This is a genomic window from Mesorhizobium sp. LSHC420B00 (genome assembly GCF_000503055.1).
In the GTDB taxonomy this organism is placed as follows: Bacteria; Pseudomonadota; Alphaproteobacteria; order Rhizobiales; family Rhizobiaceae; genus Mesorhizobium.
The window spans coordinates 36,644-61,536 of record NZ_AYVY01000011.1 but is presented as its reverse complement, the minus strand read 5'-3'; the positions used below and the strand labels follow the sequence as shown (position 1 = coordinate 61,536).

Below are 24,893 nucleotides of genomic sequence, written 5' to 3'. Positions count from 1 at the left end.
GAGTCGCGGTGAGAAAACGACGCGGAGAGAAGAATATGGCCGACGACATCACCGAGACCAGCCAGACTGTTGCCGCCGGCCAGTTGCGCGCCTTCATCGAGCGTATCGAGCGGCTCGAGGAAGAGAAGAAGACGATTGCCGACGACATCAAGGAAGTGTTCGCCGAGGCCAAGGGCACCGGCTTCGACACTAAGGCGATGCGGTCGATCATCCGGCTGCGCAAGAAGGACCAGGCCGAGCGGCAGGAAGAGGAGTCCATCCTCGATCTGTACAAGGCCGCGCTTGGAATGGTGTAGGCCGGTAATAGCCTTGGGCGCCGGTTGCGGCGCCCCTCAACGGTTCGAACATGAGCGAATTCGATTTTGGCGCCCGCCGCGCCTCTGAATTCCGCCAACGCAGCTTCTGGACGCTGTTCGCGGAACGGCATCCGGATGAAAGGGCTCTGCTGGCGAGGCGTGGACCGTGGTTCTGGCAGCGTGGGCTGCCCGACTTCGCATTGGTCCTTTCCATGTACGTCGCGCCTGCGCAGAATCATGTCGGCGTCTTCTTCGGCCGCAACGAGAAGTTCGGTGCCACGCAAGCCTGGTCGCGGCTGAAGCCGTTCCAGCCGGCCATCGAAGACAGGCTGAAGCTCAGGCCAGAACAAAGTTGCGACGGCCTCGGCATCAATTCGATGTGGCGGGTGAATTGTTTTGCCGAAGACAATTGGCCGGCGATGACCGACTGGCTGGTGACGGAAGCCTCGCGTTTCGAGCGCGCGATTGCCGAAGTTCTGGGTCAGGAATAAAGCAGGGTTTCCAGACGCAATCCTTGTGGAAGGGTTGCGCTGGTGAGCAGAGCGAGGGAGCCGGTGGATCGATGACGATCATGTCGCGCGTTGCCGCCTTCTTCCGCTCACGCTGGCTCGGCGGCGTGCCGCTCGATCGGCTGTTCTGGCGCGACCTGGTTGTTGTCGGCACAGCGATCAACGTCGCGTCGTCGGTGGTGGCGCTCATTCTGCTCGGGCTGAAGCTGCCGCTTGCGCTGGTTCTGGCGGTGCATTTCGCGCCGGTGCCCTACAACATCTTCCTGACTTTTGCCGTTTGGCGAACTGCCGGAAAATCAAGTGGCGCCAAGGCCTCGCTGATGACGCTTGGCGCCACGTTGTGGCTGATCCTGGTGGTCGTGGCCTGACGATCAGGCGGCCGGCTCGAATTTGAGCGCCACGCCGTTGATGCAATAGCGCAGACCGGTCGGCGGCGGGCCGTCCTCGAAGACGTGGCCGAGATGGCTGCCGCAGCGGGCGCAATGGCATTCGGTGCGGACCATGCCGTAGCTGCGGTCGACAGTAGTCTCGAGCGAACCCGGCACCGGGTCGTTGAAGCTCGGCCAGCCGGTGCCGCTCTCGAATTTCAGCTTGGATTCAAACAAGGGTTGGTCGCAGCCGACGCAGGAGAAGGTGCCGGCGCGCTTCTCGTGCAGCAGGGCGCAGCTTCCCGGCCGCTCGGTGCCGTGGTTGCGCATCACCGCATATTGCTCAGGCGTCAGCCGGGCGCGCCATTCGGCGTCGGTGCGGGTAACGGGGTAGGTGTGGCTGTCCATTTTTTCCTCTTAGCTTAGGTCGCTATTTGGGTTGCCTTCCCAACTTCGCCTGAAATAGGGATTTGTTACCGCGTTTGCCCGTATTTCTATCCTGTCGCGAAGAATTCCTCAGGCGATGGCGGCGAGATAGCGCGCAACCGATGCTGAAAATGCCGCCTTTGCATCTCCGATGACGTTCTGGTTCCACCACGCGCCATAGATATGGTCGAACGCGAAAGGCTCCAGCGCGGCCTTGATGCCGAGCACTTTCGAAGCGTTGAGCGGGATGTAGTTCGGGTAGCTGTACATGAAGCTGAGATGGCGGCGAGTCGGCGTCACCTGCACGATGTCGCCGGCCAGGATGGCATTGCCGCCGTCGCGCTTCCAGTGCAGCACCTGGCCACCGGCAAAGTGGCCGCCGCAGCGGATGAGCGTCAGCGACGGGTTTATGGCGCGCGTCTCGCCTTGCCAGCTGATGATCGCCGGATGCGGCCGCATGATCCACTGACAATCATCGGCGTGCAGATAAATCGGCACGCCGCCAAACGCCTCGCTCCACTCGACCATTGCCGAATAATAATGGCAGTGGGAAATGGCGATCGCGGCGAGGCCGCCCCGGCGGTTGATCTCGGCCACCGCCTCGTCGCTGACCATCGAAATGCAGTCCCACAGCACATTGCCGTGCGGCGTTTGCGCCAGCAATGCCCGCTGGCCGATGGCGAAGCGCGGCTCGATGCCGAAGGCGAGCACGCCGGCGTCGTCTCTCATCACGAGCCGATGGCCGGCGGCGAGCTCTTCCGGCGTGGTCCAGGCCTGGCCCTCCCAACGCACATATTGCCGCTCGTCCTCGCAGATCGGGCAATGTCGCGGCGGCGTCGCTGTCGCCGCGAACTGGACACCGCATTGCAGGCAAAGGAAACAGGTCGACCTTCCTGTTTTGCGTGGATCCATTCAGTGCTTCCTTGAAAGTTGCTTCGTCGCGGCTTCGAGGCCGGCGAGCGTCAGTGGAAACATGCGGCCGTCAAAAATATCGCGGATCATGGCAATCGAATGGGTAAAACCCCAGTTCTTCTCGGCTTCCGGGTTGAGCCATATGGCATTTGGCCATTGCTGCAGCAACCGCCCAAGCCAGACGGCGCCGGCCTCCTTGTTCCAGTGCTCGACCGAGCCGCCGGGATGGGCGATCTCGTAGGGGCTCATCGAGGCGTCGCCGACGACGATCACCTTGTAGTCGGGGCCATATTTATGCAGGAGATCGAAGGTCGGAATCACCTCGGCATGGCGGCGGCGATTGTCCTTCCACACGCCCTCGTAGAGGCAGTTGTGGAAATAGAAATATTCGAGCTGGCGGAATTCGGCGCGGGCAGCCGAAAATAGCTCCTCGACGCTCCTGATGTGGTCGTCCATCGAGCCGCCGACATCGAAGAACATCAGCAGCTTGACCGCATTGCGACGTTCGGGTTGTGTCTTAACGTCGAGATATCCGTGCTCGGCGGTGGCGTGGATGGTCCCTGGCAGGTCGAATTCCTCTTCGGCGCCTTCGCGCACCCAGCGGCGCAAGCGCTTCAGCGCGACCTTGATGTTGCGGGTGCCGAGCTCGACGGCATCGTCGAAGTTCCTGAACTCGCGTTTGTCCCAGACTTTTACCGCACGGCGGTTGCGGCTTTCGTGCTGGCCGATGCGCACGCCTTCGGGATTGTAGCCATAGGCGCCGAAGGGCGAGGTGCCGCCGGTGCCGATCCATTTCGAACCGCCCTGATGTCGGCCCTTTTGCTCCTCCAGCCGCTTCTTCAGCCTCGCCATCAGCTTTTCGAAGCCGCCCAGCGCCTCGACCAGCTTCTTCTCCTCATCGGTCAGGTGCTTTTCGGCGAGCCTCCGCAGCCATTCCTCCGGGATGTTTGCGACATCGACCGGGTTTTCGCCAGCCCGCGCCTCGACACCTTTGAAGATGTGCGAAAAGACCTGGTCGAAGCGGTCGATGTGGCGCTCGTCCTTCACCAGAGCGGCGCGGGCGAGATAGTAAAAGCCCTCAACATCATAGTCGACCAGCCCGGCCTCCAGCCCCTCCAGCAGCGACAGATATTCGCGGAGCGAGACCGGAACCCGCGCTGCCTTCAGTTCGAGGAAGAAGGGGATGAACATCTCACGGTCTACAGCAGATCATACTCGATGAAGCCGGTCCTGCGCGCCACATGGTCGTAGAGCTTGCGTGCGGTGGTGTTGGTCTCGTGCGTCATCCAGTAGACGTTCTTGACGCCGATCTTGCCGGCTTCCTGCCTGACCGCTTCGATCAGGGCGGCGCCGACGCCCTTGCCGCGCACATCGGGGTCGGCAAACAGGTCCTGCAGATAGCAGTTGTTTATCTCCGACCAGCAGGAGCGATGGTAGAGATAGTGCGTCAGGCCGACGGCCTTGCCGTCGAGGGTGGCGATGAAGCCTTTCGGCTCGAACTCGCCCGCCGTGAACAGCCGCTTCCAGGTGACGGCGTAAACCGCTTCCGGCAACTTGGTTTCGTAGAAGGTGAGATAGGCGGTCCACAGACGCCGCCAATCGGCATGGTCGGATTGCGCCAATGGGCGGACGGTGATCTCGGTCATTTCATTTCCCTCTGAACTCGGCAACCCGAAGCTGCCTCCGTCCCTGACCAAGGGCAACGGTCCAGCGACGGGAAACCGCTGTCCGAGGGCTTTCGTCGGCTTCCGACTGACCAGCCCCTCACCCCTGCCGTCTCGCCATGAAGGCCAGGCGCTCGAACAGATGCACGTCCTGTTCGTTCTTCAGCAACGCGCCATGCAGTTTCGGCAACGCATTCTTCGGGTCGGCGCGCAGGTCCTCGGGCGCGATGTCGTCGGCGACCAGCAGGCGGATCCAGTCGAGTGCCTCGGAGGTCGACGGCTTCTTCTTCAGGCCGGGCACATCGCGGATCTCATAGAACTGGGTCAATGCCGCTCGCACCAGTTTCTGCTTGATGCCGGGATAATGCACGTCGACGATTTTGTGCAAAGTGTCGACGTCGGGGAAGCGGATGTAGTGGAAGAAGCAGCGGCGCAGGAAGGCGTCCGGCAATTCCTTCTCGTTGTTGGAGGTGATGATGACGATCGGCCGGACGGTGGCGCGGATGGTCTCGCCGGTCTCGTAGACGAAGAACTCCATCCTATCCAATTCCTGCAACAGATCGTTGGGGAACTCGATATCGGCCTTGTCGATCTCGTCGATCAGAAGCACGACTTTCTTGCCGGCGGCAAAGGCATTCCATAATTTGCCGCGCTTGATGTAATTGCGAATGTCGTTGAAGCGCTCGTCGCCGAGCTGGCTGTCGCGCAGCCGCGAGACGGCATCGTATTCATAGAGACCCTGCTGCGCCCGCGTGGTCGATTTGACGTGCCATTCGATCAGATCCAGACCGAGCGCTGCCGCCACCTGGCGGGCAAGTTCGGTCTTGCCGGTGCCGGGCTCGCCCTTGACCAGCAACGGCCGCTCCAGCGCGATCGCCGCGTTGACCGCCACCATCAGATCCTTGTCGGCAACATAGGCTGCCGTGCCTTCGAAACGCATTTTTGCTCCCGGGTTCATCGCGCGACCCTAAGGACGCGGCCTTCGGTGTGCAAGGCGCTGCTGGCGAAGCGGGGATTTTGCCGGCGCTGACCTCGTTGAGGGGTTCTGCGTCGATTTAAGACTCGAAGCGTGTCGTCTCTCTGGCGCTGGGCCTGCCGTCTGCCTATATTGGCGGGGACGGTCTGCGCTTCCCGGCAGGAGAACATTTTCCCCGGGGCCTTAATGATCCCTAGGGAGCTGTCCCTGGGAAGACCCGTGGGTTTTCTCATACGGCGCCCACCTACTTTGTAGGTTCCCGGGATCGCTCTCTCCACCGGTTGTGTGGATCGTCACTCACATTTCAGTGGGCCATGCGGTAGGAAACGTCGCTCCCAAAACCCCGTCCAGATCCGACTTTTTCTATCCTGGCTCCATGACCTTCCGAAAAGACCTGAAAAAAAATCTCCGCAACGAAGCCCTCGGGCGCCGCGACGCGCTCGATCCGTTCTGGCGGGTAGAGGCAGCACTCGAAATGGCCGAGACGGCGCGCGACCGGATCACCGTCGAGCCGGGCCAGATCGTCTCAGGCTTCTGGCCGATGCGCTCGGAAGTCGACGTCCGGCCGCTGATGTTTGCCTTGCGCGAGAAGGGCGCGAGGCTCTGCCTGCCTGCCATTCTCGACAAGACCACCATCGTTTTTCGCGAACTGGTGCGCGGCGCGCCAATGATCGACATGGGCTTCGGCACCGTCGGGCCGCATGAGGAAGCCGAGGTACTCGATCCGCAGGTGATGCTGGTGCCGCTTGCCGCCTTCGATGCGCGCGGCCACCGCATCGGTTACGGCGCCGGCTATTACGACCGGGCGATCGCGCGGCTGGCCGACAACGGACAGCAGCCGCGGCTGATCGGCATTGCCTTCGACTGCCAGGAGGTGGCCCTGGTGCCGGACGAGCCGCATGACGTGATCATTCCGGAAATACTCACCGAGAGCGGGTTGCGCCTGTTCGCGCCGAAATTGTAGATAAGTTCCTGGACGCATGGTCTTTTCCGAAAGTCATGCAGCTTTTTGCTTCGCTGACCTTCGGTTCGGGATCACGCTTATATGAGACTTCTCTTCCTCGGCGACATGGTCGGCAAGACAGGACGTACGGCGGTGTGGGAACAACTGCCCGGCCTGATCTCGGATTTCAAACTCGACTTCGTCATCGTCAATGGCGAGAACGCCGCCGGCGGCTTCGGCATCACCGAGGAGATTTTTCGCGAGACGATCTCGGCCGGCGCCGATGTCGTCACCACCGGCAACCATGTCTGGGACCAGCGCGATGCGCTGATTTTCGCGCCGCGCGAGGAACGCTTCCTGCGTCCGTCCAATTTCCCGAAAGGCACGCCGGGGCGCGGCTCGGGCGTCTACATCGCCAGGAACGGCGCGCGCGTGCTGGTCGCCAACATCATGGGCCGGGTGTTCATGCATCCCGAGCTCGACGATCCATTCCAGGCCGGCGAGCGCGAACTTGCCGCTTGTCCGCTTGGCGAGCAGGCCGATGCGATCGTCATCGATTTCCATGCCGAGGCGACCTCGGAAAAAATGTGCTTCGCCCATTTCGTCGACGGCCGTGCCAGCCTTGTTGTCGGCACCCACACGCATCAGCCGACCGGCGATCACCAGATCCTCAATGGCGGCACCGGTTATATTTCCGATGCCGGCATGTGCGGCGATTACGATTCCTCGCTCGGCATGGACAAGGAGGAGCCGCTCAACCGGTTTTTGTCCAAGGTGCCGAAAGGCCGTTTCGAGGCGTCGACCGGACCGGCGACATTGTGCGGCGTCGGCGTCGACATTTCCGACCGTAGCGGCCTGACTGAACGGATCGCGCCGTTTCGCCGCGGCCCGCGGCTGGAGGAAACGGCTCCTTCCTTCTGGTCGTGACATTGATATGGACGCTTGCAATACCCAATTGCCGGCGAAACTGCTCTAGATCGTAGAGGGGACGACCTCCATGCAGCTAGTCGAATTCCTGGCGCCGCATTTCGCCTTTGTCTCCGACCCGACGGCATGGGTCGCGCTGCTGACGCTGATCGTGCTGGAGGTCGTGCTCGGCATCGACAATCTGATCTTCATCTCGATTTTGACCAACAAATTGCCGGTAGCGCAGCGAGCCCGCGCCCGGCGGCTCGGCATCTCCGCCGCGCTGATGATGCGGCTGATCCTGCTGGCCACCATCTCGATCATCGTCCAGTTGACGATGCCGATATTCACCGCCTTCGGCCACGGCTTTTCATGGCGCGACCTGATCCTGATTGCCGGCGGCCTGTTCCTCGTCTGGAAGGCGACCAAGGAGATCCACCACACGGTCGATCTCGATGATCACCCGGACACGATGATGGGCGAAACGCTGCAGCTTTCGCTGGCCGGCGCCATCTTCCAGATATTGCTGCTCGACCTCGTCTTCTCGATCGACTCAATCATCACCGCGGTCGGCATGACCGACGAAATCGCGATCATGTACATCGCGGTGATCGTGGCGGTGAGCGTGATGATGCTGGCGGCCGGGCCGCTGGCCGATTTCATCGCCAGGAACCCCAGCATCGTCATGCTGGCGCTCGGCTTCCTGCTGATGATCGGCATGACGCTGATCGCCGACGGCATGGGTTACCACGTTCCGAAGGGCTACATCTACGCTGCCATGGGTTTTTCGGCACTGGTCGAAGGGCTCAACATGCTGGCCCGGCGGCGGAAGAAGGCAAAGGGCGGCGGGCACTGAGGATGGCCCACCGCGGTTGACCTAATGCCCCGGCAAACCCTTCGGATGGCGGTCGCCGGTCAGGCCAAGCGTCAGGCCTTGCTCGAGCCACGCCTTGGCGCCGGCGAGCACCAGCGCAAAACCGCCGGTCGAGTCGATCGCCTGCTTGACCTGCTCATCGGGGCTGCCGGCAAAGCCGAAATTGCGGACCTCGAGAAAGGTCGTGCCGCCCGGCATCTCGGTAAAGGTCCACACCACCGTGGTCGGCGGATCGCTCCATTGCATGACGATCTTCTCGTTCGGCACGATCTCGCTGACCGTTACCGTCGTCGAGACGCCATACATGCGCCATTCCCAATGGATTTCCTTGCCGCTGTCCAGCCTGTCGCTGCCGTGGGTGAACCAGAATTTTGTCGTGATCGCCGGATCAACGATAGCTTCGAACGCGTCGGCGACCGGCCGCCTTATCAGCATGCCGGCTTCGGCGGTCGGTGTTTCACGGATTTCCATAGCGTCCTCCTTTCCACGGCGCCGCCCCGGTTCACCAAGCATCGGGTTCGCGCACGAGGTGAATGATGTTGGCCGGGTTGGTGATCCAGCCGCCGCGAAAGCCTTCACCCAGTGCCTCGATGGCGTCGCAGCGCACGACGCCGGCCCTGGCGAGATGGTCCGCCGCGCCTGGAAAATCATCGGTGAACAGTTCCAGCCAGACCTCGGCCTGACTAAGCATCGGCGCCTCGTCGATCCACAGGCGACTGGGACCGAGTTCAAAGCCGATAGCGGGCGCCTTGGCCGTGAATGGCTTCAGGCCGATGACGTCGCGATAGAAGGCGATCGTTGCCTGGTATTGATGTGGCGGCACTTTCATGGCGATGTTGATGCCGCCGCTGATCTTCGCGGTCATTTGCTGGCTCCATTCCCGTGTTCAGGTTCGATTGGCCGGTTCGGTCCAGAACCCGCTATGCCAAATTGATTTGCCAGGAGACTCCGAACCTGTCGTTGAGCCATGCAAACCGGCGGCTGAAACCATAATTGTCCAGCGGCATCAGAAATTTGCCGTGCTTGGCCAGGGCCTCGACAATGCCGTTCAGCTCTGCCTCCGTGGAGCAATCCACATACATCGAGACCGACGGCGTGAATGTGAAGGCATGGTGCACGGGGCTGTTGTAGACCATCACTTCCAGACCGCTTATGGACACGCGCGCCAGCTTGACCGTCCCTTCCGGGCCGTCTTCGCCGGAGCCGTAACGTGTGACGTCAAGGACGCTGCTGTCGGGGATCGTCTCGCAATAGAAGGTCATTGCCTCTTCGGCCTTGCCCTCGAACATCAGAAATGGCGTCACTTGCTTCATCGCAGGCCTCCGTCATCTTGGTGGTTTTTCAGATGTTGTTCTCGTTGGCCGGCTCGCCCTTCATCTCGCTGCGGTAATAGCCGTCGCGCAGATTGATGCCGTATTCGACATAGGCCTTCATGCAGGCCAGCATCTGCGACCAGCCCTCGCAATTGAGATAGGACTTCTTCAGGCCGACCGCGTCCTCGCGCCAGCCGGTCTCGGCGATGGTGACAAAGGTGCCGCCATCATCGAGCGGTTCGAAATTCATCTCGATGCGGGTCTTGTAGGCTGGCTTGCCGTCGGCATCGGAGGCGTCCCAGTGCAGCACGATGCGGCTGTCCTTGATCACTTCGTCGACCTCGACGGGGACCTTGCCCCACCAGACAACACCGGCACCAGCCACCAGCGGCGCGCTGGCGCCGCCGATCGTAGTGAAATAGCCGCTAAGCTTCTTCGGATTGACGACCGCGTCGAAGACTTCGGCGACCGGCTTGCCAATGCGGCCGGAAACCCTGAATCCAAGAGACATATCCACAGCTCCTTCCTTGAAGGGTTCAACGATATGTTATAGAAACATAACATGTCAAGCCATTCGCGGGACGACAATGTTTTCAAGGCGCTGGCGCATCCGCGCCGGCGTGAGTTGCTGGACCGGCTGAAGGATGCGCCGCAGACCACCGGCATGTTGTGCGATGCCTTCCCCGACATGGACCGCTGCACGATCATGCTGCATCTGAAAGTGCTGGAGGAGGCCGACATGGTCGTGGCGCGGCGCGAGGGCCGCGAGCGTTGGAACCATCTCAACGCGCTGCCGATCAAGCACATCCACGACCGCTGGATCAGCCAATATGCCACGCACGCGATCAGCATTCTCGACCGGCTGAAGTCCGATCTGGAGGGGTGAACGGCCGCCGAAGCCTGCCTTTTCGGGTCTCAAGCCCTTGCGTGTCGTCTGCCACGGCGCGGCTGGACGAATTGAGCCGATTTATCTATAAGCCGGCCATTCCGACATAGAGCGCCGTACGTCCGTCCGGACGCAGCAGGACGTTCTGAGATTTTGAATTCGAGCACTTTGCAAGGCGCCGGGTGGTTCACCAGGCCGCGGATGCTCTAGCCGAGAAGACGACAGGGGTGCCATGGCTGGCCATTCACAGTTCAAGAACATCATGCACCGCAAGGGCCGTCAGGATGCGGTGCGATCGAAAATGTTTTCCAAGCTGGCGCGCGAAATCACCGTCGCCGCCAAGAGCGGCACGCCCGATCCATCGATGAACCCTCGCCTGCGCCTTGCGGTGCAGAACGCCAAGGCGGTGTCGATGCCGAAGGACAACATCCAGCGCGCCATCAACAAGGCGTCGATGGGCGATGCCGAGACCTACGAGGCCGTGCGCTACGAGGGTTATGGGCCGGGCGGCGTCGCGCTGATCGTCGAGGCGCTGACCGATAACCGCAACCGCTCGGCGTCGAATGTGCGCGCTGCCTTCACCAAGGCCGGCGGGGCGATGGGCGAGACCGGCTCGGTGTCGTTCATGTGGGACCGCGTCGGCGAGATCTACTATCCGGCATCGGCCGGCAGCGCCGAAAAGGTGATGGACGCGGCGATCGAGGCCGGCGCCGACGACGTCCAGTCGGACGAGGAAGGCCACACGATCTACTGCGCCTTCGAGAATCTCGGCGAGGTGTCGAAGGCGCTGGAAGGCGCGCTCGGCGAGGCTGAATCGGTGAAGCCGATCTGGAAGCCGCAGACCAATATCGCGGTCGACGAGGAGCGGGCACAATCGCTGATGAAGCTGGTCGCGACGCTTGAAGATGACGACGACGTGCAGAGCGTCTACGCCAATTTCGAGGTCGACGAGGAGACCTTGGCGAAGCTCAGCGCGGCATGACCCAACACGCGCTGCCTACAGTCCGCATCACCTATTGCACGCAGTGCCTGTGGCTGCTCAGGGCCGGCTGGATGGCGCAGGAGCTGCTGTCCACTTTCGGCACCGATCTCGGCGAAGTGACGCTGGTGCCCGGTACCGGCGGCATCTTCACCATTTCCTGCAATGACACGCTGGTCTGGGACCGCAAACGTGACGGCGGTTTTCCCGACGCCGCAAAGCTCAAGCAACTGGTTCGCGACGTCATCGATCCGGATCGCGATCTCGGCCATGCCGATCGCAAGGGTCATAAGTCGAAGGACCCTGCCTGAGGGTCTTCTTGCCCCGGCATTCACCGCCACGCGAAGATAAAGCAGCCCAGCGCCACGATGGCGGTGGTGGTGCGGACATGGTTCCACATCACCCAGTCCTTGAGATAAGTGGCCCATACCGCGGCGCCGTTGGCGCTTGCCGGATCGACGGCGGCCAGGGCGTTGTTGAGCGGCACGTTGAACATCATCGTCACGATCGGGTTGCCGACGAGATAGATCAGGGCGCCGGCGAGAAGCCAGAACGCGCCCGGCTGGCTCCAGCCGATAAGAGCGCCGGCGGCAAGCACAAGACAGACCAGCCCGGTGCCGAATAGCGCGGTCATGAATGCCGGCGTAATCACGGTGATGTTGATCGAATTCATGGCGGCGATGCCGCCTCCGGCAGGCAAGCGGGCGAGCGCCGGCATGATAAAGTTGGAGAAGGCGAAGAAAACGCCGCCGACAACGCCTGAGCCAATGGCAGCGACGAAGGTGAGGGTGGGAAGCAGTTTCATGATCATGTCAGTTCCTCCAGATGCCCGTGGCGGCGGTTTCGGTTGCGTAGGTGGAAAAGTCTTTTGGGGCGCGGCCGAGCACGCGCTGGACGCCGTCGGTCAGCGTTTCGTTGCGGCCGTCGAGCACTTCGGTGAACAGCTCGTTGAGCAGCCAGGCGAACTCTGCCGGCAACTCGTGCTCGGCGATGGCGGTGGTGAACTCGGCATAGGAAACCCGCTTGAAACGAATGTCGCGGCCGGCGGCCCTGCCGATCTCGGCGACCGCGTCGGCAAAGCTCAGCAGCCGCGGCCCGGTCAGCTCATAGAGCTCTCCGACATGTCCTTGCTGGGTTAGCACGGTAAAGGCGGCCTCCGCGATATCGTCGGCATCCACAAATGGTTCGCCCACACTACCGACAGGCAACGCCACCTCGCCCTCCTGCAAAGATTCGACGAGGAAGCCTTCACTGAAGTTCTGGGAAAACCAGGCGCAGCGCAGGATCGTCCAATCGGCGCCTGAAGCTTTGAGCATCTCTTCGGCGCGCTGTGCTTCCGTTTCGCTGCGCCCCGACAGCAGTACCAGCCGACGCACACCACACTCCACGGCAAGACGAGAGAAGGCGCCGACCGTGTCGGCCGCGCCGGGCACCGCAAGATCAGGATAGTAGCTGATGTAGACGGCGCCCACACCATCAAGTGCGGGTTCCCAGGTCGTGCTATTTTCCCAGTCGAAGGGCGGCGTACCCGAGCGCGAGCCGATCTTTACCGGCAGGCCACGCGCCGTCAGCCGCTCAGCGAGGCGGCGGCCGGTCTTGCCGGTGCCGCCGAGGATCAAAGTTGGTTTCGTTACAGTAGGGTTCATGTCGATTTTCCTCAGTTTGCAAATGTGAGTAATCCTCACATTTGCCAAACGTGATAAACCCTCGTATTTTGCGAGTCAAGCCAATTTGTTGATTGTTCGCCTGGAGACAGTGATGGAAGGCTCTGCCGTATCGGATTCACAGGATGGCCAGATCGCATCGCCGCGCCGGGCGCCGAGCCAGCAGCGTAGCCGCGAGCGGGTCGAGCGCATGCTGGCCGCAGCGTCGGCGCTGATCGCCGAGCAAGGCAGCGATGCGATGCGCATGGGCGAGGTGGCCGAGAGGGCCGGCGTGTCGATCGGCTCGCTCTACCAGTTCTTCCCGGACAAGCGGGCAATCATTTGGGCGCTGGCCGAACGCTACACCGCCGAAAGCCAGGCCTGCATTGCGGCAGCACTGGCCGAGGTCAATGACGCCGAAGGCCTGCGCCAGGCGTTTTCGGAGCTGGTGGATATCTACTACCGGTTATTCCTGGCCGAGCCGGTGATGCGCGACATCTGGTCGGGGACACAGGCCGACAAAGCATTGCGCGAGCTTGAGCTTGCCGACAGCCGGGCCAACGCCGAATTCCTCACGGCGGTGCTGAAGCGGTTGCGGCCGTCCGCCGATCCGGAAGCGCTGGAAACGACGGCATTTCTCATCTGGCAGATGGGCGAGGCAGCAATGCGGCTGGCGATTTCGGTCGACCGGCAAGAGGGTGACAGGCTGGTTGCGGCCTACAAGCGGATGGCTCTGCGGGAGTTGCTCGGCGCCTGACCGGCGCCGCGCGCATTCATTTTCCCTTGTCTGGCAAGGAGATGGCCGGCATCGTGCCCTTCGGCGGCCGATACTTCCGCCGCCATGCCTTCGGGCTCAGGCCGGTGATGCGCCGGAACTCACGGTTGAAGTTCGATTTGCTGAGGAAACCGGCGTCGAGCATGATGCGGGTGATCGGTTCGTCGGTCGCCGCGAGCAAGCGGCGGGCCTCATCGATCCTCCTGCCGTTGACGTATTGGGATACGCTCGATCCGTGGACGCGATTGACCGCCGATGACACTTGCCGCGCGGGGAGGCCGAGCCGCCTGGCGATGCGCCCGAGGTTGAGATCGACATCCTTGTAGAGATCTTTCGATGTCATCAGCGCGTCGACCGCCGCCGCGATCGCGGAATCTTCGCTGGTTGCCCGTGGCGTGGTTTGGGCGTGCGACACATCCTCTTCCTCTTCGTCGGAAGCAGCGGTTTCGCTGGCAACAGCGGCCGCGCCGCCGAGCAGCAGCAGCGCCAGGACGTTGGCGGCGGCAATCACCGCGCCGGAATGACTGCCGCCTGTCCATTCGAGGTCGAAGCTGATGATGATGTCGGTGACCGGCGATGCAAGGATCGCCAGCGCCGTCACCAACAGCGATCGGTAGGACCGCAGGACGCCGTCGAGCCGCGATTCGACAAGAACATCCGGACCGGCCAGCGCTAGCCAAAGGAGGGCGGCGCCATAGGACAGGAAAACGAGGATGATCACCGGCCCGACCGGCTCGCGCCAGAAGATCAGGAGCAGGACAACCAGGCAGGCCGGCAGCAAATGCGGCCAGAGTAATGCCAGGCGATGCGCGGACGGTTCCTTGCCAAACCGCTGAAGGCTATTCAGGCAAGGGGTGCGATCAGTGTCGCCAGGACCGACTGAAACGGCATGATTGCCCTGACATCATAACCCCAGCGAATGCCGATCAGCACCGACTGCAAGGCATAGGCGGCGATCAGCAGCATGAAGGCGATGTTTTCACGCAGATCGGCCTCGTTTCGGCGGACCATCTGCACGAGCAGGATGACCAGCAACAGGGCAACGACGAATGGCAGGGGAATGAAGATCATGATCGCAAGCGTGGTTCCAAAGCGGGCAGCGGCCGACAATGACCCGGATTGCGTTCGCGGTCGTCCCGGATCGCGATCAAGGTCGCGGAAATCGACGTTTCAGATCATCTCGACAACGCCACGGTCCAGTCGCGACCGCCCAACATGATCGGAGACAATGATGGAATCCGCAATTCTCGTCTTGCTGCCTTTTGCCGGCGTTGCCCTGGCATCGCCGGCGACCGATGAGGCCGCCAAGACGCTCGATCTCGTCGGGGTGAGCGCCGTCGTCATCACCGGCGAAGCCAGTTCCGTCAAGCTCACCACTTCGTCCGCGGCACCCTACCACGCGACGATCAGCGGCCGCCGCGAAGGCTGGTTTGCGAGCTGGTATTCGAGTTGGTTCGCCAGTGACTGCCGTTCCGCCAGCGACATGAAGCTGGTGGCCTCGACGCTACGCATCGACGTTGCTCCCTCCTCATGGCTGGACCCTTCGGACTGCGTGGTCGAGATCAACGCCAACATCCAACCCGAGAGTTCCGTGTCGATCGACCAGGCGGCGCTGCAAGCCAACATGGCGGGGAATTTCTCTACCATCGCCATCGCCGGCAAGGCCGCCGATGTTTCACTCGACGGGCATGCTTCGAGCATCGATCTCAAGGGCGAGGCGCTGAAGGTCAATCTCTTCTATGGCAGCATCCGGCAGGACGAAAACATCGCGATTGCCGGCAAGGCGCTGGATGCCATGCTGTCCTTCGGCCAGCAGGTTCCGATCAGCTATTCGGTGATAGCTTTGGCGTCCTTCGTCGACAGTTCGCTTCCCAACACCGCCGGCGCCAAACCCTCGATCGTCATCAAGGGCGATTTCGTTCGCGCGACGATCCGCTGAATAAAAAACCCGCCACAAGGGCGGGTTTTTTATCTGCAGGCAGCCAATGCGGCTTGAGCGTTCTTCGACCTTACAGGCCGAAACCTTCGAAGCGCTTCTTGAACTTCGACAGGCGGCCGCCGCGGTCGAGCAGGGTCTGCTGGCCGCCGGTCCAGGCCGGATGGGTGGTCGGGTCGATATCGAGGTTCATCGTATCGCCTTCCTTGCCCCAGGTCGAACGGGTCATGTATTCGGTGCCGTCGGTCATGACGACCTTGATGGTGTGGTAGTCGGGATGGATGTCGGTCTTCATGGTTCTGTTCCTGGCTGCCGGGTGCTGCCGACGGGCTAAAGCCTGCGTCGATGCGCCCCTTTTTAAAACTCGAAGCCGCAGCTATTGAGGAGCCACGGCTTCTAAAACGGTCGGCGAGCCTATACATCAGCCGGAATTGAATCACAAGGCCGCGGCAAGCGCATATTGATGGCGCAAACCTCAAAAGGCCAAAGGACACGGTCATGGCGAACATCAGCGGCGATGCAGACGAGCGCAGGCGCTCGCTGAGGCCGCTGCAGCGCCTGTTTCCCTACATCACCCATTACCGCAAAATGGTCATCGGCGCGATCGTCTCGCTGGCCGTCGCCGCGGCGACGACGCTGGCGCTGCCGCTGGCCGTGCGGCGGATGATCGACCACGGCTTTTCCGCTTCCGATTCCAGCTTCATTGCCGAATATTTCGCCATGCTGGTGGTGATGGCCGCCGTGCTGGCGGCGGCGTCTGCCAGCCGCTACTATTTCGTCATCACGCTGGGCGAGCGCGTCGTTGCCGATATCCGCCGCGATGTCTTTGCCCACGTCACGACGCTGTCGCCCTCCTTCTTCGACACGGCCCAGTCGGGCGAGATCGTCTCGCGGCTCGCCGCCGACACGACACAGGTCAAATCGGCCGTGGGTGCTACCGCCTCGGTGGCTTTGCGCAACGTCATCCTCGGCCTTGGAGCCGTGGCGATGATGGTCTTCACCAGCCCAAAACTGTCCGGCCTGGTCATCGCGGCCATTCCGTTAATCGTGCTGCCGCTGGTCGCCTTCGGCCGCTCGGTGCGGCGCAAGTCACGGCTGGCGCAGGATACTCTGGCCAATGCCACCGCCTATGCCAGCGAGCAGATCGGCGCGGTCCGCACCCTGCAGGCCTTCACCAACGAGAAGCTTGTCACCGGGTATTTTTCATCCGCCGTGGAAGTAGCGTTCGAAGCGGCGCGGGCCTCGATCTTTGCCCGCTCCTTTCTCACCTTCTTCGCCATCTTCATGATCTTTTCCTCGGTGGTGGCGGTGCTGTGGTTCGGTTCGCGCGATGTGCTCGACGGCACGCTGTCGCCAGGTACGCTTGGCCAATTCCTGCTCTATTCGGTGTTCGCTGCTGGCGCGCTCGGCGCCTTGTCGGAGGTCTGGGGCGAACTGTCCCAGGCAGCAGGCGCTGCCGAACGGCTGACCGAGATCCTGGCCGAGAAACCCGCGATCCAGGCGCCCGCCGATCCGAAGCCGCTGCCGGCAAAGGCGAGAGGCGCGATCAGCTTCGACGATGTCTCCTTCTCCTATCCGGCCCGGCCCGACCGCGCCGCCGTCCATGGCCTCAGCTTTCAGGTCATACCCGGCGAGACGGTGGCGATCGTCGGACCATCCGGCGCCGGCAAGAGCACGGTGTTTTCGCTGCTTCTGCGCTTCTACGATCCGGAAGCCGGCAGGATCGTCATCGACGGAGTCGATCTGCGCGAGGCCGATCCGGCCGCGATCCGCGCGCGCATAGCCATCGTGCCGCAGGATGTCACCATCTTTGCCGCAAGCGCGCGCGACAATATCGGCTTTGGCCGGCCCGGCGCCAGCCAGGCCGAGATCGAGGCGGCGGCGAAAGACGCGCTTGCCGACGAGTTCATCCTGAAACTCGAAAAGGGCTATGACAGCCAGGTCGGCGAGCGCGGGGTGACGCTGTCGGGCGGCCAGCGCCAGCGCGTGGCGATCGCCCGCGCCATTTTGCGCGATGCGCCGATCCTTCTGCTCGACGAGGCGACCTCGGCACTCGATGCCGAAAGCGAGACGCTGGTGCAGACGGCGCTCGACCGGCTGATGCAGGGGCGTACCACGATCGTCATCGCCCATCGGCTGGCAACCGTGCTGAAGGCCGATCGCATCCTGGTCATGGATGGCGGCCGCATCGTCGAGGAAGGCACGCATCAGAGCCTGGTCGCCAAGGGCGGCATCTATGCGCGGCTGGCCAAGCTGCAGTTCGAAACCGGGGCGAATGCCTTCAGGGGCGCGGCCGAGTAGGTCCCCCAGCGACCGCTGGGATTCTTCAGCTACCGAAAGCTCGGCGTTTGCCGCGTCGATAGGCAATGAACAGGGGAACGCCGACAAGCAACGACAACAAAAGCATGTTGGCGACGGTCTGTCGCTGCTCCTTTGCCGGATCGCTGAGCTGCACATCGGCAGGCGGCTCTTCATAGGTAAAATCGTACTGCCACCGGATTTCGTCCGCGACGTCATCGACGGTTTTCAGATAGTCGGCAATCGCCTTGGCCGGCACTTCAGTTGCCAGGCTCTGAAAGTTCCATTCGACTTGAAATTCGGTGGGCGTGTTGGACCAGGACGCCTTGAGAGACAGATAGGGCGTCACGACGTTTTTCATCGACTCGCCGGAAAACCTCGCCTTGAGGTTGCGCACCGTTATCTTGTGACGCCGGTAGAACTGGGGGCCGATGGAGACGGGCCCGGTTCGGTCGACGATTGTCGGGGTTGGAAGAGAGTTGTTGCCGAGATCGGCCGCGCGGATCGGGAAATTCTTTGCCAGATCGTTGGCCGCCAGCGCCTCTGCCGGCAAGCGATAACTTTCCTTCACGCTCACTATGTTGTCGTCGCGGCGATCCACGATTTCCGGCTTGGCGACGGTTTGGATGCCCGGATATTGCTTGTTGTAGTATTTCAGGTAGGCGTCCGACACCTCGCTCAGCGACCGGCTGGCCAAATTGCCGCGCATCCAATCGGCATCGGCGTCCTGATATGTCGAGAAGACCGTCAGCGCGAGGGGATCGCCCGGTTTCCGCGGAAAATCGAAGTCCTCGGCGATCTGGATCGATGGGCTGGTAAGCACAGGACTCGGCATCTTCTCCAATCCGCCGGTGCTGGAAAGCGGCAGCGCGAAGCCGTAGTCCGACTGTGCGAGATTGGGCGCCTTGCCGCCCTGAAGATAGTCGGTAGCATCCAGCCAATATGTCTTTGTTCCGATCCTCGCCTTGACGATGGCATGGTCGAAATCGCGAAGCGCCGGCAGATGCTGGTCCAGGGCCCGCCCTTCGTCGAGATCGGCCAGGGCAACCTCGGCAGCAATGCCAAGCCGCACAAGCGAAGAAACCAGCAGCAGTGCCTTGTCCTTGCAGTCACCAAACCCGCTCAGGATGACGGTCGCGGGATCACGCGGAATGTAGGAACCGGCACCCATCGACAGGCTTACATAGCGGATCTGGTCCTGCACCAACCGCATTGCCTCGACCATCCGGTCTTCGGGCACGGGATGCCGCAGTGCGATGTCGTCGAGCTTTGCGGCAAAAGCCGAGGGAAAAACGGTCGCTGGCTTGTAATAGGGCGCAACAGCATCGACCACACTTTGCCAATTCCCGGTCGATGCGACATCGATAGAGCCCCAGCCTGGATATGTCGCGGGCAGGTTGTCCTCGACATTGACCGGTTTCGGGTTTGGAATTTCCCACAGATAGGTCGTGTCCGGCCCTGTCGACGAGATCGAAGGCTTGAGTTGGGTCCCCCTTGTCTTGGTCTCGAGCGGCTGGCCCGAAGGCCAAATGATGCTCGTGCGGATAAGCGCTACCGGCTCTTCCCATTCGGTGGAGAAATTCTTGAAGAAGAGATCCTTGCCGACGAGCGGCGTTATTTCATAGGTCGATCCGTAATCAACGATGTCGCCGGCGCGCACGTCATCGATGTTGACATGTGCTGTCAGCCAGCCGTCGAAGACGCCTTTCTCGGCATCTCTTTCCCTGCGGAAGATGTCGAATTCGACGTCTTCCAGCCGGTCCAAAACGGCGCCGTCGCGGATGATGTGAAGATGGTTGAGCGTGACCTTGTGCCGGGACGGATCGAATTGCAGATCGATACTCGCGCCTCGATCCAGCCCGGGACGGTCAACGATTTTATAGACTGTGCGCGAGTACTCGACATAGCCGCCGGCGCGATGCTTGATCTGGTCGTCCGAGAGCAGCCATGAAACGCCATTCTTGATTTGATCCGATCGGGTGGGATCGGCAGCCGGTATATCAACCTGCGTTACCCAGCTTTCCGCGGGGCCCTTGAGAACCATGTCGTCGGACATGGCCGGAGAACTCAGGCCGATCAACAAGATGAAAAATACCAAGCGGGGCCAGAAAGACTTCATCCCATGAAAACTGTAACAGGCAGACATCTACGCTCGCCCAACTTGGAAGAACTCCTTTTTCAGAGGCTTTCCTTCCAAAGTAAAGGCCAGTTTCGCGGATTTCTGCAGTCACCGCAGCAAGAACCAGGAACAGACGAAGCGACTCAGTTACCGTACCGCTTCTTCAGGTGATCGGTGAAATGCACGGCATTGAGCTTTTCGCCGGTGGCGCGTTCGAGCAGTTCCGGCGTCGACCAGCGCGAGCCTTGCGACCAGATCCTTTTGCGGCGCCAGTCGTTGATCGCGGCGAAATCTCCCTTGGCGAGGTCTTCGTCGGCTGAAGGATGATCTCTGGTCAGCGCCGCCCATTGCTGCGCCGCCATCATGGCGCCCAGCGTGTAGGAGGGGAAATAGCCGAAGGCGGCACCCGGCCAGTGGACGTCCTGCATCGGACCATCAGCCGGATTGTCTGATGTCGACAGGCCGAGATAATCGCGCATCTTGGCATCCCAGGCCTCGGGCAGGTCGGCTGCTTCCAGCCGCCCCGAGACAAGCTCCTGCTCCAACTCGTAGCGCAGGATGACATGCAGCGGGTAGGTGACCTCGTCGGCATCGACGCGAATCAGACCGCGCTCGACCCGGTGCACATGCGGCAGGATGTCGTCGATCGTCCAGCTCTCACCAAGGTGTCTTTCGACCACCGGCAGTGCCCAGCGCCAGAATTCTGGATTGCGGCCGATCTCCTTTTCGACGAACAGGCTCTGGCTTTCATGCACCGCCATGCCGCGCGCTCTGCCGAGTGGCCAGTGCGCCCACGCCTTCGGCAGGTTCTGCTCGTACAGCGCATGGCCGGTCTCGTGCAGCACGCCCATCAGCGCCGACAGGAAATCCGAGGTCTTGTAGCGGGTGGTTATGCGCACGTCGCTCGGCACACCGCCGCAGAAGGGATGGTGCGAAACCGACAGCGAGCCGTGGGTGAGGTCGAAGCCGACTGCGGCCATCATGGCGAGGCCGAGCTCGCGCTGCTTGTCCAAGGGGTAGCTGCCGGAAAGCGGCTTCAGCGGATGTTTCGCCAGCCNCCAGCCGCTCCTCCTGCACGGCAAGTGCCTCCGGTACGAAGCCTTTCAAGAAAGTCTTCAACTCAGCAAATAAAGGCGTGATGTCGGCGGTGCGATTGCCCGGGTCATATTGCTCCATCAGCGCGTCATAAGGCTCGAGCCCGAGCACCTCGGCGCGAAATGTCGCCTCCTCGCGCACCAGCGCCACGACGCCTTCGAGCGCCGGCAGGAAGCCGGCCCAGTCGTTCTTGGCGCGCAGGTCGCGCCAGAGTTGCTCGGAGCGCATGCGCACAGTCGTCTGGCGCTCGACGAACTCGACCGGCAGGCAGGTCAGGTTGGTGTATTGCCGGCGGAACTCCCTGACCGCGGCCTGCTGCTCTTCGTTCAACGCCTCCTGCTCGGCCGCCGCGATCCAATCGGCAATCTCCGGCGCAGTCGCCTGGGCGTGGTGCATGCCGGCAAGCGCCGACATTGCCTCTGCGCGCTTCTCGCCGCCGCCGACCGCCATATGGGTCGCCTCGTCGGCGCCGAGAATGGCGAGGGCATGTTCCAGCGCTTCGAGCTTGTGGCCGAGGTCGTCGAGATTTTGAAAGGACATGGTGGGTTCCGGTGATTTGACGGCGGGAAAAGATACCAATGGAAAAGTGTTGGCAACCCCTGAAAACCGTCTGCGACCGATGCATCGACTGCCGGCCGCAACGGCCGAAAGGCATCTTGCGGAAGCGGTGGCGTGCGTGATCAATGTCGTTGGCGGCGGCAGACCGCAATGGGGGAGACGAAACATGATCGCCAATGTACTGGTCGGGCTGGTGGCCGTGATCCACCTCTGCATCGTCTATCTGGAGATGGTGCTGTGGGACACGCCGCGCGGTCACATGGTATTCAAGCTGACGCCGGAATTCGCCAGTGCCTCGAAAGTGCTTGCGGCCAATCAGGGACTTTACAACGGTTTTCTCGCAGCTGGGCTGATCTGGGGGCTTTACCTCGGCGAAGCCGGTTTCCAGTTCAAAGTCTTCTTCCTGCTCTGCGTCGCCGTCGCCGGCCTCTACGGCGCGGCGACGGCGGGCCGTAAAATCCTGTTCATCCAGACAGTGCCGGCAATGCTGGCGCTGATTGCGTTGGCGTTGTGCTAGCGCATGATCCCTGAACCGAAAACTGGAAAAGGATCATACGCAAAATCAATTGCCACAGCGCCGGGCGCTGCGGCCGATCTCAGCCGCCTGGATAGTTTGGGCCGTAGCCGTTAGGATAGTATCCGCCATCGCCGCCGTTGCCGATGAGGAAGGCACTGCCGGTATCAGCGCGTAGCTTTTGGCTGACATCGTCGAGCTGCGCCAGCAACTGCTGATATTGCGTGCTCGGCATCGTTCCCTCGCGCGCGGCCCTCTGGGCGGCCCGATCGAGTTGAGCGACCTGCGTGCGCAAGTCACGCGCCTCGCCCGGCTCGAGCTTGTTCGCCCGGATGGCGCCCTGGATACCCGTCTCCACGCTCTGGATCTGATTGATCAAGGCCGTCTCACGCGGGCCGGCGTAAGCGCCAGCAAACGGAACGGCGAGGAGAAGTGTGGCGAGCGTAGCAGTCCTGAGGTTCCTGGGAGCGAAGAAGCGCATGGTTGCGTCTCCTTTACTGGGGAAGGCGATGGTTGGGTTTTCCTGCCTTCCGGCCGCGGGCCGTCAGGTTCCGTCGCGTCGCGATGAGCGGTTCCACCGCCGGCGGTTCTCGGCCCAGACCAAGGCTAAAAGGCGGTGGCGGCAAAGTGTAATTAAAAAAAGGTAATTTTTTCAGCTCTTGCGGCTGCCGCACCAGTGCCCTAGATGCCGCCGACTTGAGCCGGCTCGATCCGGTGCATGTAACGAGCCAAAGGCTTGCAGATCACCGCTCGGTCAGCTTCAGCTCGATGCGGCGGTTCTTGTTGCGCGCCTCTTCGGTATCGGCGGGGTCGAGCGGCTGGAATTCGCCGAAGCCGGCCGCGACCAGCCGGTTGGCCGGCACGCCGTTCTCGATCAGGAACTTGACCACCGATGTCGAGCGCGCCGTCGACAATTCCCAATTGTCGCGGTAGCGGCCGGTGCCGGAGAGCGGCTTGTTGTCGGTGTGGCCGTCGACGCGCAGCACCCAGTTGATCTCCGGCGGGATCTCCTTCTGCAATTCGATGATGGCATCGGCGAGCTTCTCCATTTCGACCTTGCCGGCATCGTTGATCACTTCGGAGCCGGTCGGGAAAAGCACTTCCGACTGGAAGACGAAGCGGTCGCCGACGATGCGGATGTTCTCGCGGTCGGCGAGAATTTCACGTAAGCGGCCGAAGAAATCGGAGCGGTAGCGGTTCAGTTCCTGCACGCGTTGCGCCAGCGCGACGTTGAGGCGGCGGCCGAGATCGGCAATCTTGGTGTTGGACTCGCGATCGCGCGTTTCGGACACGTTGAGCGCTTCTTCGAGCGCTCCGATTTGCCTGCGTAGCGCCGCGATCTGCTGGTTGAGGATTTCAACCTGGCTCAGTGCCTGTTGACTGATCTGGCGCTGGCTGTCGAGCTCGCCGGAAAGTGCCGTTGCGCGCTGGTTGGCGGCGTCGCCGGCGCCAGCGCCTTGCGCCAGCAATTGTTCGAGCCGGCTCTTTTCCGCCTCCGATGCAGACAGCGAGGCCTGCAAATTGGCAAGGGTGTCCTCCTTGTCCTGCGTCGTCGAGCGCTCCAGCGCCAGAAGCTGGGTCAACTCATTGATCTGGGAGTTGAGGCGGTTGAGCACCGTGTCCTTGCCGGAGATCTCGCGGCCGAGCAGGAACTGCGCCAGCACGAAAACCGTGAGCAGGAACATGATCGCCAACAGCAGCGTCGACAGCGCATCGACGAAGCCAGGCCAGTAATCGATGCGGCGGTCGGAGCGCCGGCCTCGTGCCAACGCCACGTCAATGCACTCCAGGTTTCTTCAAGGCGTCGGCGATCTTCTCCAGGGTGTTGCGCATCGCCTTCTGCTCGTCGGACTGGGCCTCGACCCAGTCGCGCATGATCTGCTGTTCCGAGCGCATGTTCTTGACCAGGCCAGAAATGCCGTCGGCGAGATTGGCCATGGCGGTGGCGACGCGCGGATTGGAGCCGCCGCCATTCTCCTGCAGGGTGCGCAGCTTTTCCGACAACAGACGGATTTCATCGGAGGGTTCGCTCTTGGCCGCGTCGGCAACGACGATGTCGGAGGACAGGTCGGTGACCGAGGACAGCCAGTTCTCGAGCTCGGTATAGAAGCGCGTCTGGGCGCGGCCGGCCTGCAGGTCGAGGAAGCCGAGCACCAGCGAGCCGGACAGGCCGAACAGAGACGACGAGAAAGCGGTGCCCATGCCGGCCAAAGGGGCGGAAAGCCCCTGCTTCAGGGATTCGAGCACGGCCGCTGCGTCGCCGGTGCCGGGATCGAGCGACTCGATGGTTTCGCGGATCGAGCCGATCGTGTTGAGCAGGCCCCAGAAGGTGCCGAGCAGGCCGAGGAACACCAGCAGCCCGACAAGGTAGCGCGAGGTGTCGCGGCTTTCGTCGAGGCGGGTGGCGATCGAATCCAGCATGGTGCGCATCGAACTGGTCGAGAAGGCAATCGTCGAGGAGCGGCCGATCATCGCCTTCATCGGCGCCAGCAGCACGGGTTCGGTGGTTTCGGAACCGGCGCGGAACGAATTGACCCAGCGCACCTCGCGGAACAACCGGCCGACCTGGACGAAGGCCAGCAGGATGCCGACCGCCAGCACGCCGATGATCAGGCCGTTGAGGCCGGGATTGGTGACGAAGGCGGTCGAGATCTGGCGGGTCAGGATGGCGGCGATAAAGGCCACGATGAACAGAAAGATCACCATGGTCAGCAGAAAGACCTGCGGGCTCGACAATTTGTGCGGGTCGTAGATCAGAACGTCGGAGCGCCTGCCCATGCCGAAGGATCTGAGTAAAGTCATCCGTGCCCCGTTTCCGATGCCATCGCCGCCGATCACATTGTGTTTGCGACTCTAAACGGAATTGTGACGAAATTGAATGGCGCTTGGCAATATTGCCACTG

Annotated in this window: 31 protein-coding genes, 1 other RNA gene and 1 pseudogene; 14 read left to right on the top strand and 19 right to left on the bottom strand. The window is 62.0% G+C overall.

Translation table 11 applies throughout. From position 1 onward, the window contains the following. Window positions 1–35 precede the first annotated feature (35 nt). The 3 genes from X760_RS56910 (at window position 36) to X760_RS56900 (ending at window position 1,173) form a co-directional block, all read left to right on the top strand. On the top strand, window positions 36–296 hold the full coding sequence (locus X760_RS56910; protein WP_023719653.1) for a DUF2312 domain-containing protein: 261 nt from the start codon (window positions 36–38) through the stop codon (window positions 294–296). 50 nt (window positions 297–346) lie between these two features. After that, window positions 347–787, top strand: coding sequence for a hypothetical protein (locus X760_RS56905; RefSeq protein WP_023719652.1), 441 nt, complete (start codon window positions 347–349; stop codon window positions 785–787). Window positions 788–858: 71 nt separating this feature from the next. After that, on the top strand, window positions 859–1,173 hold the full coding sequence (locus tag X760_RS56900) for a hypothetical protein (protein WP_023719651.1): 315 nt from the start codon (window positions 859–861) through the stop codon (window positions 1,171–1,173). Between the two features lie 3 nt (window positions 1,174–1,176). On the opposite strand, the gene msrB is transcribed toward X760_RS56900, so the two are convergent. The 5 genes from msrB to X760_RS56875 all read right to left on the bottom strand — a co-directional run bounded on the left by msrB (window position 1,177) and on the right by X760_RS56875 (window position 5,115). Further along, window positions 1,177–1,581, bottom strand: a complete 405-nt coding sequence (gene msrB, locus X760_RS56895) for a peptide-methionine (R)-S-oxide reductase MsrB (RefSeq protein ID WP_023719650.1) — start codon at window positions 1,579–1,581, stop codon at window positions 1,177–1,179. Window positions 1,582–1,689: 108 nt separating this feature from the next. After that, a complete protein-coding gene (locus X760_RS56890; protein WP_023719649.1) occupies window positions 1,690–2,511 on the bottom strand; it encodes a hypothetical protein in 822 nt (273 codons plus the stop codon). Further along, window positions 2,512–3,702, bottom strand: coding sequence for a VWA domain-containing protein (locus tag X760_RS56885; protein WP_023719648.1), 1,191 nt, complete (start codon window positions 3,700–3,702; stop codon window positions 2,512–2,514). Window positions 3,703–3,710: 8 nt separating this feature from the next. Then, window positions 3,711–4,157, bottom strand: coding sequence for a GNAT family N-acetyltransferase (locus tag X760_RS56880; protein WP_023719647.1), 447 nt, complete (start codon window positions 4,155–4,157; stop codon window positions 3,711–3,713). 118 nt (window positions 4,158–4,275) lie between these two features. Beyond that, complete coding sequence (locus X760_RS56875; RefSeq protein WP_023719646.1) at window positions 4,276–5,115, bottom strand: MoxR family ATPase; 840 nt, start codon at window positions 5,113–5,115, stop codon at window positions 4,276–4,278. Between the two features lie 176 nt (window positions 5,116–5,291). Here X760_RS56875 and ssrS point away from each other — a divergent pair. The 4 genes from ssrS to X760_RS56860 all read left to right on the top strand — a co-directional run bounded on the left by ssrS (window position 5,292) and on the right by X760_RS56860 (window position 7,856). After that, window positions 5,292–5,447, top strand: a non-coding RNA gene (gene ssrS / locus X760_RS74835) — 6S RNA. An 80-nt stretch (window positions 5,448–5,527) separates the two neighbouring features. Next, window positions 5,528–6,115 (top strand): 5-formyltetrahydrofolate cyclo-ligase, encoded by a 588-nt coding sequence (locus X760_RS56870; RefSeq protein WP_023719645.1) that lies wholly within the window; start codon window positions 5,528–5,530, stop codon window positions 6,113–6,115. 81 nt (window positions 6,116–6,196) lie between these two features. After that, window positions 6,197–7,021 carry a YmdB family metallophosphoesterase gene (locus X760_RS56865; RefSeq protein WP_023678036.1) on the top strand — a complete coding sequence of 275 codons (825 nt, stop codon included), beginning with the start codon at window positions 6,197–6,199 and terminating at the stop codon, window positions 7,019–7,021. 70 nt (window positions 7,022–7,091) lie between these two features. Continuing rightward, entirely contained in the window at window positions 7,092–7,856 is a 765-nt protein-coding gene (locus tag X760_RS56860; protein WP_023719644.1) for a TerC family protein, read from the top strand. Between the two features lie 21 nt (window positions 7,857–7,877). On the opposite strand, the gene X760_RS56855 is transcribed toward X760_RS56860, so the two are convergent. Genes X760_RS56855 through X760_RS56840 form a run of 4 tightly spaced genes read right to left on the bottom strand, consistent with a single transcriptional unit; the run spans window position 7,878 to window position 9,698 of the window. After that, window positions 7,878–8,345 (bottom strand): SRPBCC family protein, encoded by a 468-nt coding sequence (locus X760_RS56855; protein ID WP_023719643.1) that lies wholly within the window; start codon window positions 8,343–8,345, stop codon window positions 7,878–7,880. A gap of 31 nt (window positions 8,346–8,376) precedes the next feature. Then, window positions 8,377–8,739, bottom strand: coding sequence for a glyoxalase/bleomycin resistance/dioxygenase family protein (locus X760_RS56850; RefSeq protein ID WP_023719642.1), 363 nt, complete (start codon window positions 8,737–8,739; stop codon window positions 8,377–8,379). 55 nt (window positions 8,740–8,794) lie between these two features. Further along, window positions 8,795–9,187 carry a VOC family protein gene (locus X760_RS56845; RefSeq protein ID WP_023719641.1) on the bottom strand — a complete coding sequence of 131 codons (393 nt, stop codon included), beginning with the start codon at window positions 9,185–9,187 and terminating at the stop codon, window positions 8,795–8,797. A 28-nt stretch (window positions 9,188–9,215) separates the two neighbouring features. Next, window positions 9,216–9,698: an SRPBCC domain-containing protein gene (locus X760_RS56840; RefSeq protein WP_023719640.1), complete on the bottom strand. Its 483-nt coding sequence runs from the start codon at window positions 9,696–9,698 to the stop codon at window positions 9,216–9,218. 51 nt (window positions 9,699–9,749) lie between these two features. Here X760_RS56840 and X760_RS56835 point away from each other — a divergent pair, with 51 nt between their 5' ends. From X760_RS56835 to X760_RS56825, 3 genes are all read left to right on the top strand, one after another. Next, window positions 9,750–10,073 (top strand): helix-turn-helix domain-containing protein, encoded by a 324-nt coding sequence (locus X760_RS56835; RefSeq protein WP_023719639.1) that lies wholly within the window; start codon window positions 9,750–9,752, stop codon window positions 10,071–10,073. Window positions 10,074–10,305: 232 nt separating this feature from the next. Next, a complete protein-coding gene (locus X760_RS56830; protein WP_023678028.1) occupies window positions 10,306–11,055 on the top strand; it encodes a YebC/PmpR family DNA-binding transcriptional regulator in 750 nt (249 codons plus the stop codon). After that, window positions 11,052–11,363: a SelT/SelW/SelH family protein gene (locus tag X760_RS56825; protein ID WP_023719638.1), complete on the top strand. Its 312-nt coding sequence runs from the start codon at window positions 11,052–11,054 to the stop codon at window positions 11,361–11,363. Before X760_RS56830 ends, X760_RS56825 begins: the two co-directional genes overlap by 4 nt. A gap of 20 nt (window positions 11,364–11,383) precedes the next feature. Here the strand turns inward: X760_RS56825 and X760_RS56820 are convergent, their stop codons facing one another. Then, window positions 11,384–11,863 carry a DUF1772 domain-containing protein gene (locus X760_RS56820; protein ID WP_023719637.1) on the bottom strand — a complete coding sequence of 160 codons (480 nt, stop codon included), beginning with the start codon at window positions 11,861–11,863 and terminating at the stop codon, window positions 11,384–11,386. Window position 11,864: 1 nt separating this feature from the next. Then, window positions 11,865–12,698, bottom strand: coding sequence for an NAD(P)H-binding protein (locus tag X760_RS56815; protein ID WP_023719636.1), 834 nt, complete (start codon window positions 12,696–12,698; stop codon window positions 11,865–11,867). A gap of 112 nt (window positions 12,699–12,810) precedes the next feature. Here X760_RS56815 and X760_RS56810 point away from each other — a divergent pair, with 112 nt between their 5' ends. Beyond that, on the top strand, window positions 12,811–13,452 hold the full coding sequence (locus tag X760_RS56810) for a TetR/AcrR family transcriptional regulator (RefSeq protein ID WP_023719635.1): 642 nt from the start codon (window positions 12,811–12,813) through the stop codon (window positions 13,450–13,452). A 16-nt stretch (window positions 13,453–13,468) separates the two neighbouring features. Here the strand turns inward: X760_RS56810 and X760_RS56805 are convergent, their stop codons facing one another. After that, the gene (locus X760_RS56805; protein ID WP_245278613.1) at window positions 13,469–14,251 is read right to left on the bottom strand and encodes an AraC family transcriptional regulator; all 783 of its coding nucleotides are present in this window, start codon (window positions 14,249–14,251) and stop codon (window positions 13,469–13,471) included. A gap of 62 nt (window positions 14,252–14,313) precedes the next feature. Next, entirely contained in the window at window positions 14,314–14,541 is a 228-nt protein-coding gene (locus X760_RS77990; RefSeq protein WP_245278612.1) for a hypothetical protein, read from the bottom strand. Between the two features lie 160 nt (window positions 14,542–14,701). On the opposite strand from X760_RS77990, the gene X760_RS56800 reads away from it, so the two are divergent. After that, on the top strand, window positions 14,702–15,409 hold the full coding sequence (locus tag X760_RS56800; protein ID WP_023719634.1) for a hypothetical protein: 708 nt from the start codon (window positions 14,702–14,704) through the stop codon (window positions 15,407–15,409). 70 nt (window positions 15,410–15,479) lie between these two features. Here X760_RS56800 and rpmE read toward each other — a convergent pair whose 3' ends face one another. Next, window positions 15,480–15,701, bottom strand: coding sequence for a 50S ribosomal protein L31 (rpmE, locus tag X760_RS56795; protein WP_006327661.1), 222 nt, complete (start codon window positions 15,699–15,701; stop codon window positions 15,480–15,482). Between the two features lie 203 nt (window positions 15,702–15,904). Between rpmE and X760_RS56790 the strand changes: the two genes are divergently transcribed. Continuing rightward, a complete protein-coding gene (locus X760_RS56790) occupies window positions 15,905–17,707 on the top strand; it encodes an ABC transporter transmembrane domain-containing protein (protein WP_023719633.1) in 1,803 nt (600 codons plus the stop codon). Window positions 17,708–17,732: 25 nt separating this feature from the next. On the opposite strand, the gene X760_RS56785 is transcribed toward X760_RS56790, so the two are convergent. Next, window positions 17,733–19,760: a DUF3857 domain-containing protein gene (locus tag X760_RS56785; protein WP_198030503.1), complete on the bottom strand. Its 2,028-nt coding sequence runs from the start codon at window positions 19,758–19,760 to the stop codon at window positions 17,733–17,735. A 206-nt stretch (window positions 19,761–19,966) separates the two neighbouring features. Next, a pseudogene (locus tag X760_RS56780) lies at window positions 19,967–21,458 on the bottom strand (carboxypeptidase M32). Window positions 21,459–21,642: 184 nt separating this feature from the next. Here X760_RS56780 and X760_RS56775 point away from each other — a divergent pair. Continuing rightward, window positions 21,643–21,993: a DUF1304 domain-containing protein gene (locus tag X760_RS56775; protein ID WP_023719631.1), complete on the top strand. Its 351-nt coding sequence runs from the start codon at window positions 21,643–21,645 to the stop codon at window positions 21,991–21,993. 79 nt (window positions 21,994–22,072) lie between these two features. Here the strand turns inward: X760_RS56775 and X760_RS56770 are convergent, their stop codons facing one another. The 3 genes from X760_RS56770 to X760_RS56760 all read right to left on the bottom strand — a co-directional run bounded on the left by X760_RS56770 (window position 22,073) and on the right by X760_RS56760 (window position 24,792). Beyond that, on the bottom strand, window positions 22,073–22,471 hold the full coding sequence (locus tag X760_RS56770; RefSeq protein ID WP_023719630.1) for a hypothetical protein: 399 nt from the start codon (window positions 22,469–22,471) through the stop codon (window positions 22,073–22,075). A gap of 262 nt (window positions 22,472–22,733) precedes the next feature. Continuing rightward, window positions 22,734–23,765 (bottom strand): peptidoglycan -binding protein, encoded by a 1,032-nt coding sequence (locus tag X760_RS56765; protein ID WP_023719629.1) that lies wholly within the window; start codon window positions 23,763–23,765, stop codon window positions 22,734–22,736. Between the two features lies 1 nt (window position 23,766). Next, window positions 23,767–24,792: a MotA/TolQ/ExbB proton channel family protein gene (locus X760_RS56760; protein ID WP_023719628.1), complete on the bottom strand. Its 1,026-nt coding sequence runs from the start codon at window positions 24,790–24,792 to the stop codon at window positions 23,767–23,769. Between the last annotated feature and the right edge of the window lie 101 nt (window positions 24,793–24,893).

What these genes read in the sequence shown, in the direction of transcription:
- X760_RS56910 (WP_023719653.1), top strand. Translation starts at nt 36, where the DNA reads ATGGCCGACGACATCACCGAGACCAGCCAGACTGTTGCCGCCGGCCAG.
- X760_RS56905 (WP_023719652.1), top strand. Translation starts at nt 347, where the DNA reads ATGAGCGAATTCGATTTTGGCGCCCGCCGCGCCTCTGAATTCCGCCAA.
- X760_RS56900 (WP_023719651.1), top strand. Translation starts at nt 859, where the DNA reads ATGACGATCATGTCGCGCGTTGCCGCCTTCTTCCGCTCACGCTGGCTC.
- msrB (WP_023719650.1), bottom strand. Translation starts at nt 1,581, where the DNA reads ATGGACAGCCACACCTACCCCGTTACCCGCACCGACGCCGAATGGCGC.
- X760_RS56890 (WP_023719649.1), bottom strand. Translation starts at nt 2,511, where the DNA reads ATGGATCCACGCAAAACAGGAAGGTCGACCTGTTTCCTTTGCCTGCAA.
- X760_RS56885 (WP_023719648.1), bottom strand. Translation starts at nt 3,702, where the DNA reads ATGTTCATCCCCTTCTTCCTCGAACTGAAGGCAGCGCGGGTTCCGGTC.
- X760_RS56880 (WP_023719647.1), bottom strand. Translation starts at nt 4,157, where the DNA reads ATGACCGAGATCACCGTCCGCCCATTGGCGCAATCCGACCATGCCGAT.
- X760_RS56875 (WP_023719646.1), bottom strand. Translation starts at nt 5,115, where the DNA reads ATGCGTTTCGAAGGCACGGCAGCCTATGTTGCCGACAAGGATCTGATG.
- X760_RS56870 (WP_023719645.1), top strand. Translation starts at nt 5,528, where the DNA reads ATGACCTTCCGAAAAGACCTGAAAAAAAATCTCCGCAACGAAGCCCTC.
- X760_RS56865 (WP_023678036.1), top strand. Translation starts at nt 6,197, where the DNA reads ATGAGACTTCTCTTCCTCGGCGACATGGTCGGCAAGACAGGACGTACG.
- X760_RS56860 (WP_023719644.1), top strand. Translation starts at nt 7,092, where the DNA reads ATGCAGCTAGTCGAATTCCTGGCGCCGCATTTCGCCTTTGTCTCCGAC.
- X760_RS56855 (WP_023719643.1), bottom strand. Translation starts at nt 8,345, where the DNA reads ATGGAAATCCGTGAAACACCGACCGCCGAAGCCGGCATGCTGATAAGG.
- X760_RS56850 (WP_023719642.1), bottom strand. Translation starts at nt 8,739, where the DNA reads ATGACCGCGAAGATCAGCGGCGGCATCAACATCGCCATGAAAGTGCCG.
- X760_RS56845 (WP_023719641.1), bottom strand. Translation starts at nt 9,187, where the DNA reads ATGAAGCAAGTGACGCCATTTCTGATGTTCGAGGGCAAGGCCGAAGAG.
- X760_RS56840 (WP_023719640.1), bottom strand. Translation starts at nt 9,698, where the DNA reads ATGTCTCTTGGATTCAGGGTTTCCGGCCGCATTGGCAAGCCGGTCGCC.
- X760_RS56835 (WP_023719639.1), top strand. Translation starts at nt 9,750, where the DNA reads ATGTCAAGCCATTCGCGGGACGACAATGTTTTCAAGGCGCTGGCGCAT.
- X760_RS56830 (WP_023678028.1), top strand. Translation starts at nt 10,306, where the DNA reads ATGGCTGGCCATTCACAGTTCAAGAACATCATGCACCGCAAGGGCCGT.
- X760_RS56825 (WP_023719638.1), top strand. Translation starts at nt 11,052, where the DNA reads ATGACCCAACACGCGCTGCCTACAGTCCGCATCACCTATTGCACGCAG.
- X760_RS56820 (WP_023719637.1), bottom strand. Translation starts at nt 11,863, where the DNA reads ATGATCATGAAACTGCTTCCCACCCTCACCTTCGTCGCTGCCATTGGC.
- X760_RS56815 (WP_023719636.1), bottom strand. Translation starts at nt 12,698, where the DNA reads ATGAACCCTACTGTAACGAAACCAACTTTGATCCTCGGCGGCACCGGC.
- X760_RS56810 (WP_023719635.1), top strand. Translation starts at nt 12,811, where the DNA reads ATGGAAGGCTCTGCCGTATCGGATTCACAGGATGGCCAGATCGCATCG.
- X760_RS77990 (WP_245278612.1), bottom strand. Translation starts at nt 14,541, where the DNA reads ATGATCTTCATTCCCCTGCCATTCGTCGTTGCCCTGTTGCTGGTCATC.
- X760_RS56800 (WP_023719634.1), top strand. Translation starts at nt 14,702, where the DNA reads ATGGAATCCGCAATTCTCGTCTTGCTGCCTTTTGCCGGCGTTGCCCTG.
- rpmE (WP_006327661.1), bottom strand. Translation starts at nt 15,701, where the DNA reads ATGAAGACCGACATCCATCCCGACTACCACACCATCAAGGTCGTCATG.
- X760_RS56790 (WP_023719633.1), top strand. Translation starts at nt 15,905, where the DNA reads ATGGCGAACATCAGCGGCGATGCAGACGAGCGCAGGCGCTCGCTGAGG.
- X760_RS56785 (WP_198030503.1), bottom strand. Translation starts at nt 19,760, where the DNA reads ATGTCCGACGACATGGTTCTCAAGGGCCCCGCGGAAAGCTGGGTAACG.
- X760_RS56775 (WP_023719631.1), top strand. Translation starts at nt 21,643, where the DNA reads ATGATCGCCAATGTACTGGTCGGGCTGGTGGCCGTGATCCACCTCTGC.
- X760_RS56770 (WP_023719630.1), bottom strand. Translation starts at nt 22,471, where the DNA reads ATGCGCTTCTTCGCTCCCAGGAACCTCAGGACTGCTACGCTCGCCACA.
- X760_RS56760 (WP_023719628.1), bottom strand. Translation starts at nt 24,792, where the DNA reads ATGACTTTACTCAGATCCTTCGGCATGGGCAGGCGCTCCGACGTTCTG.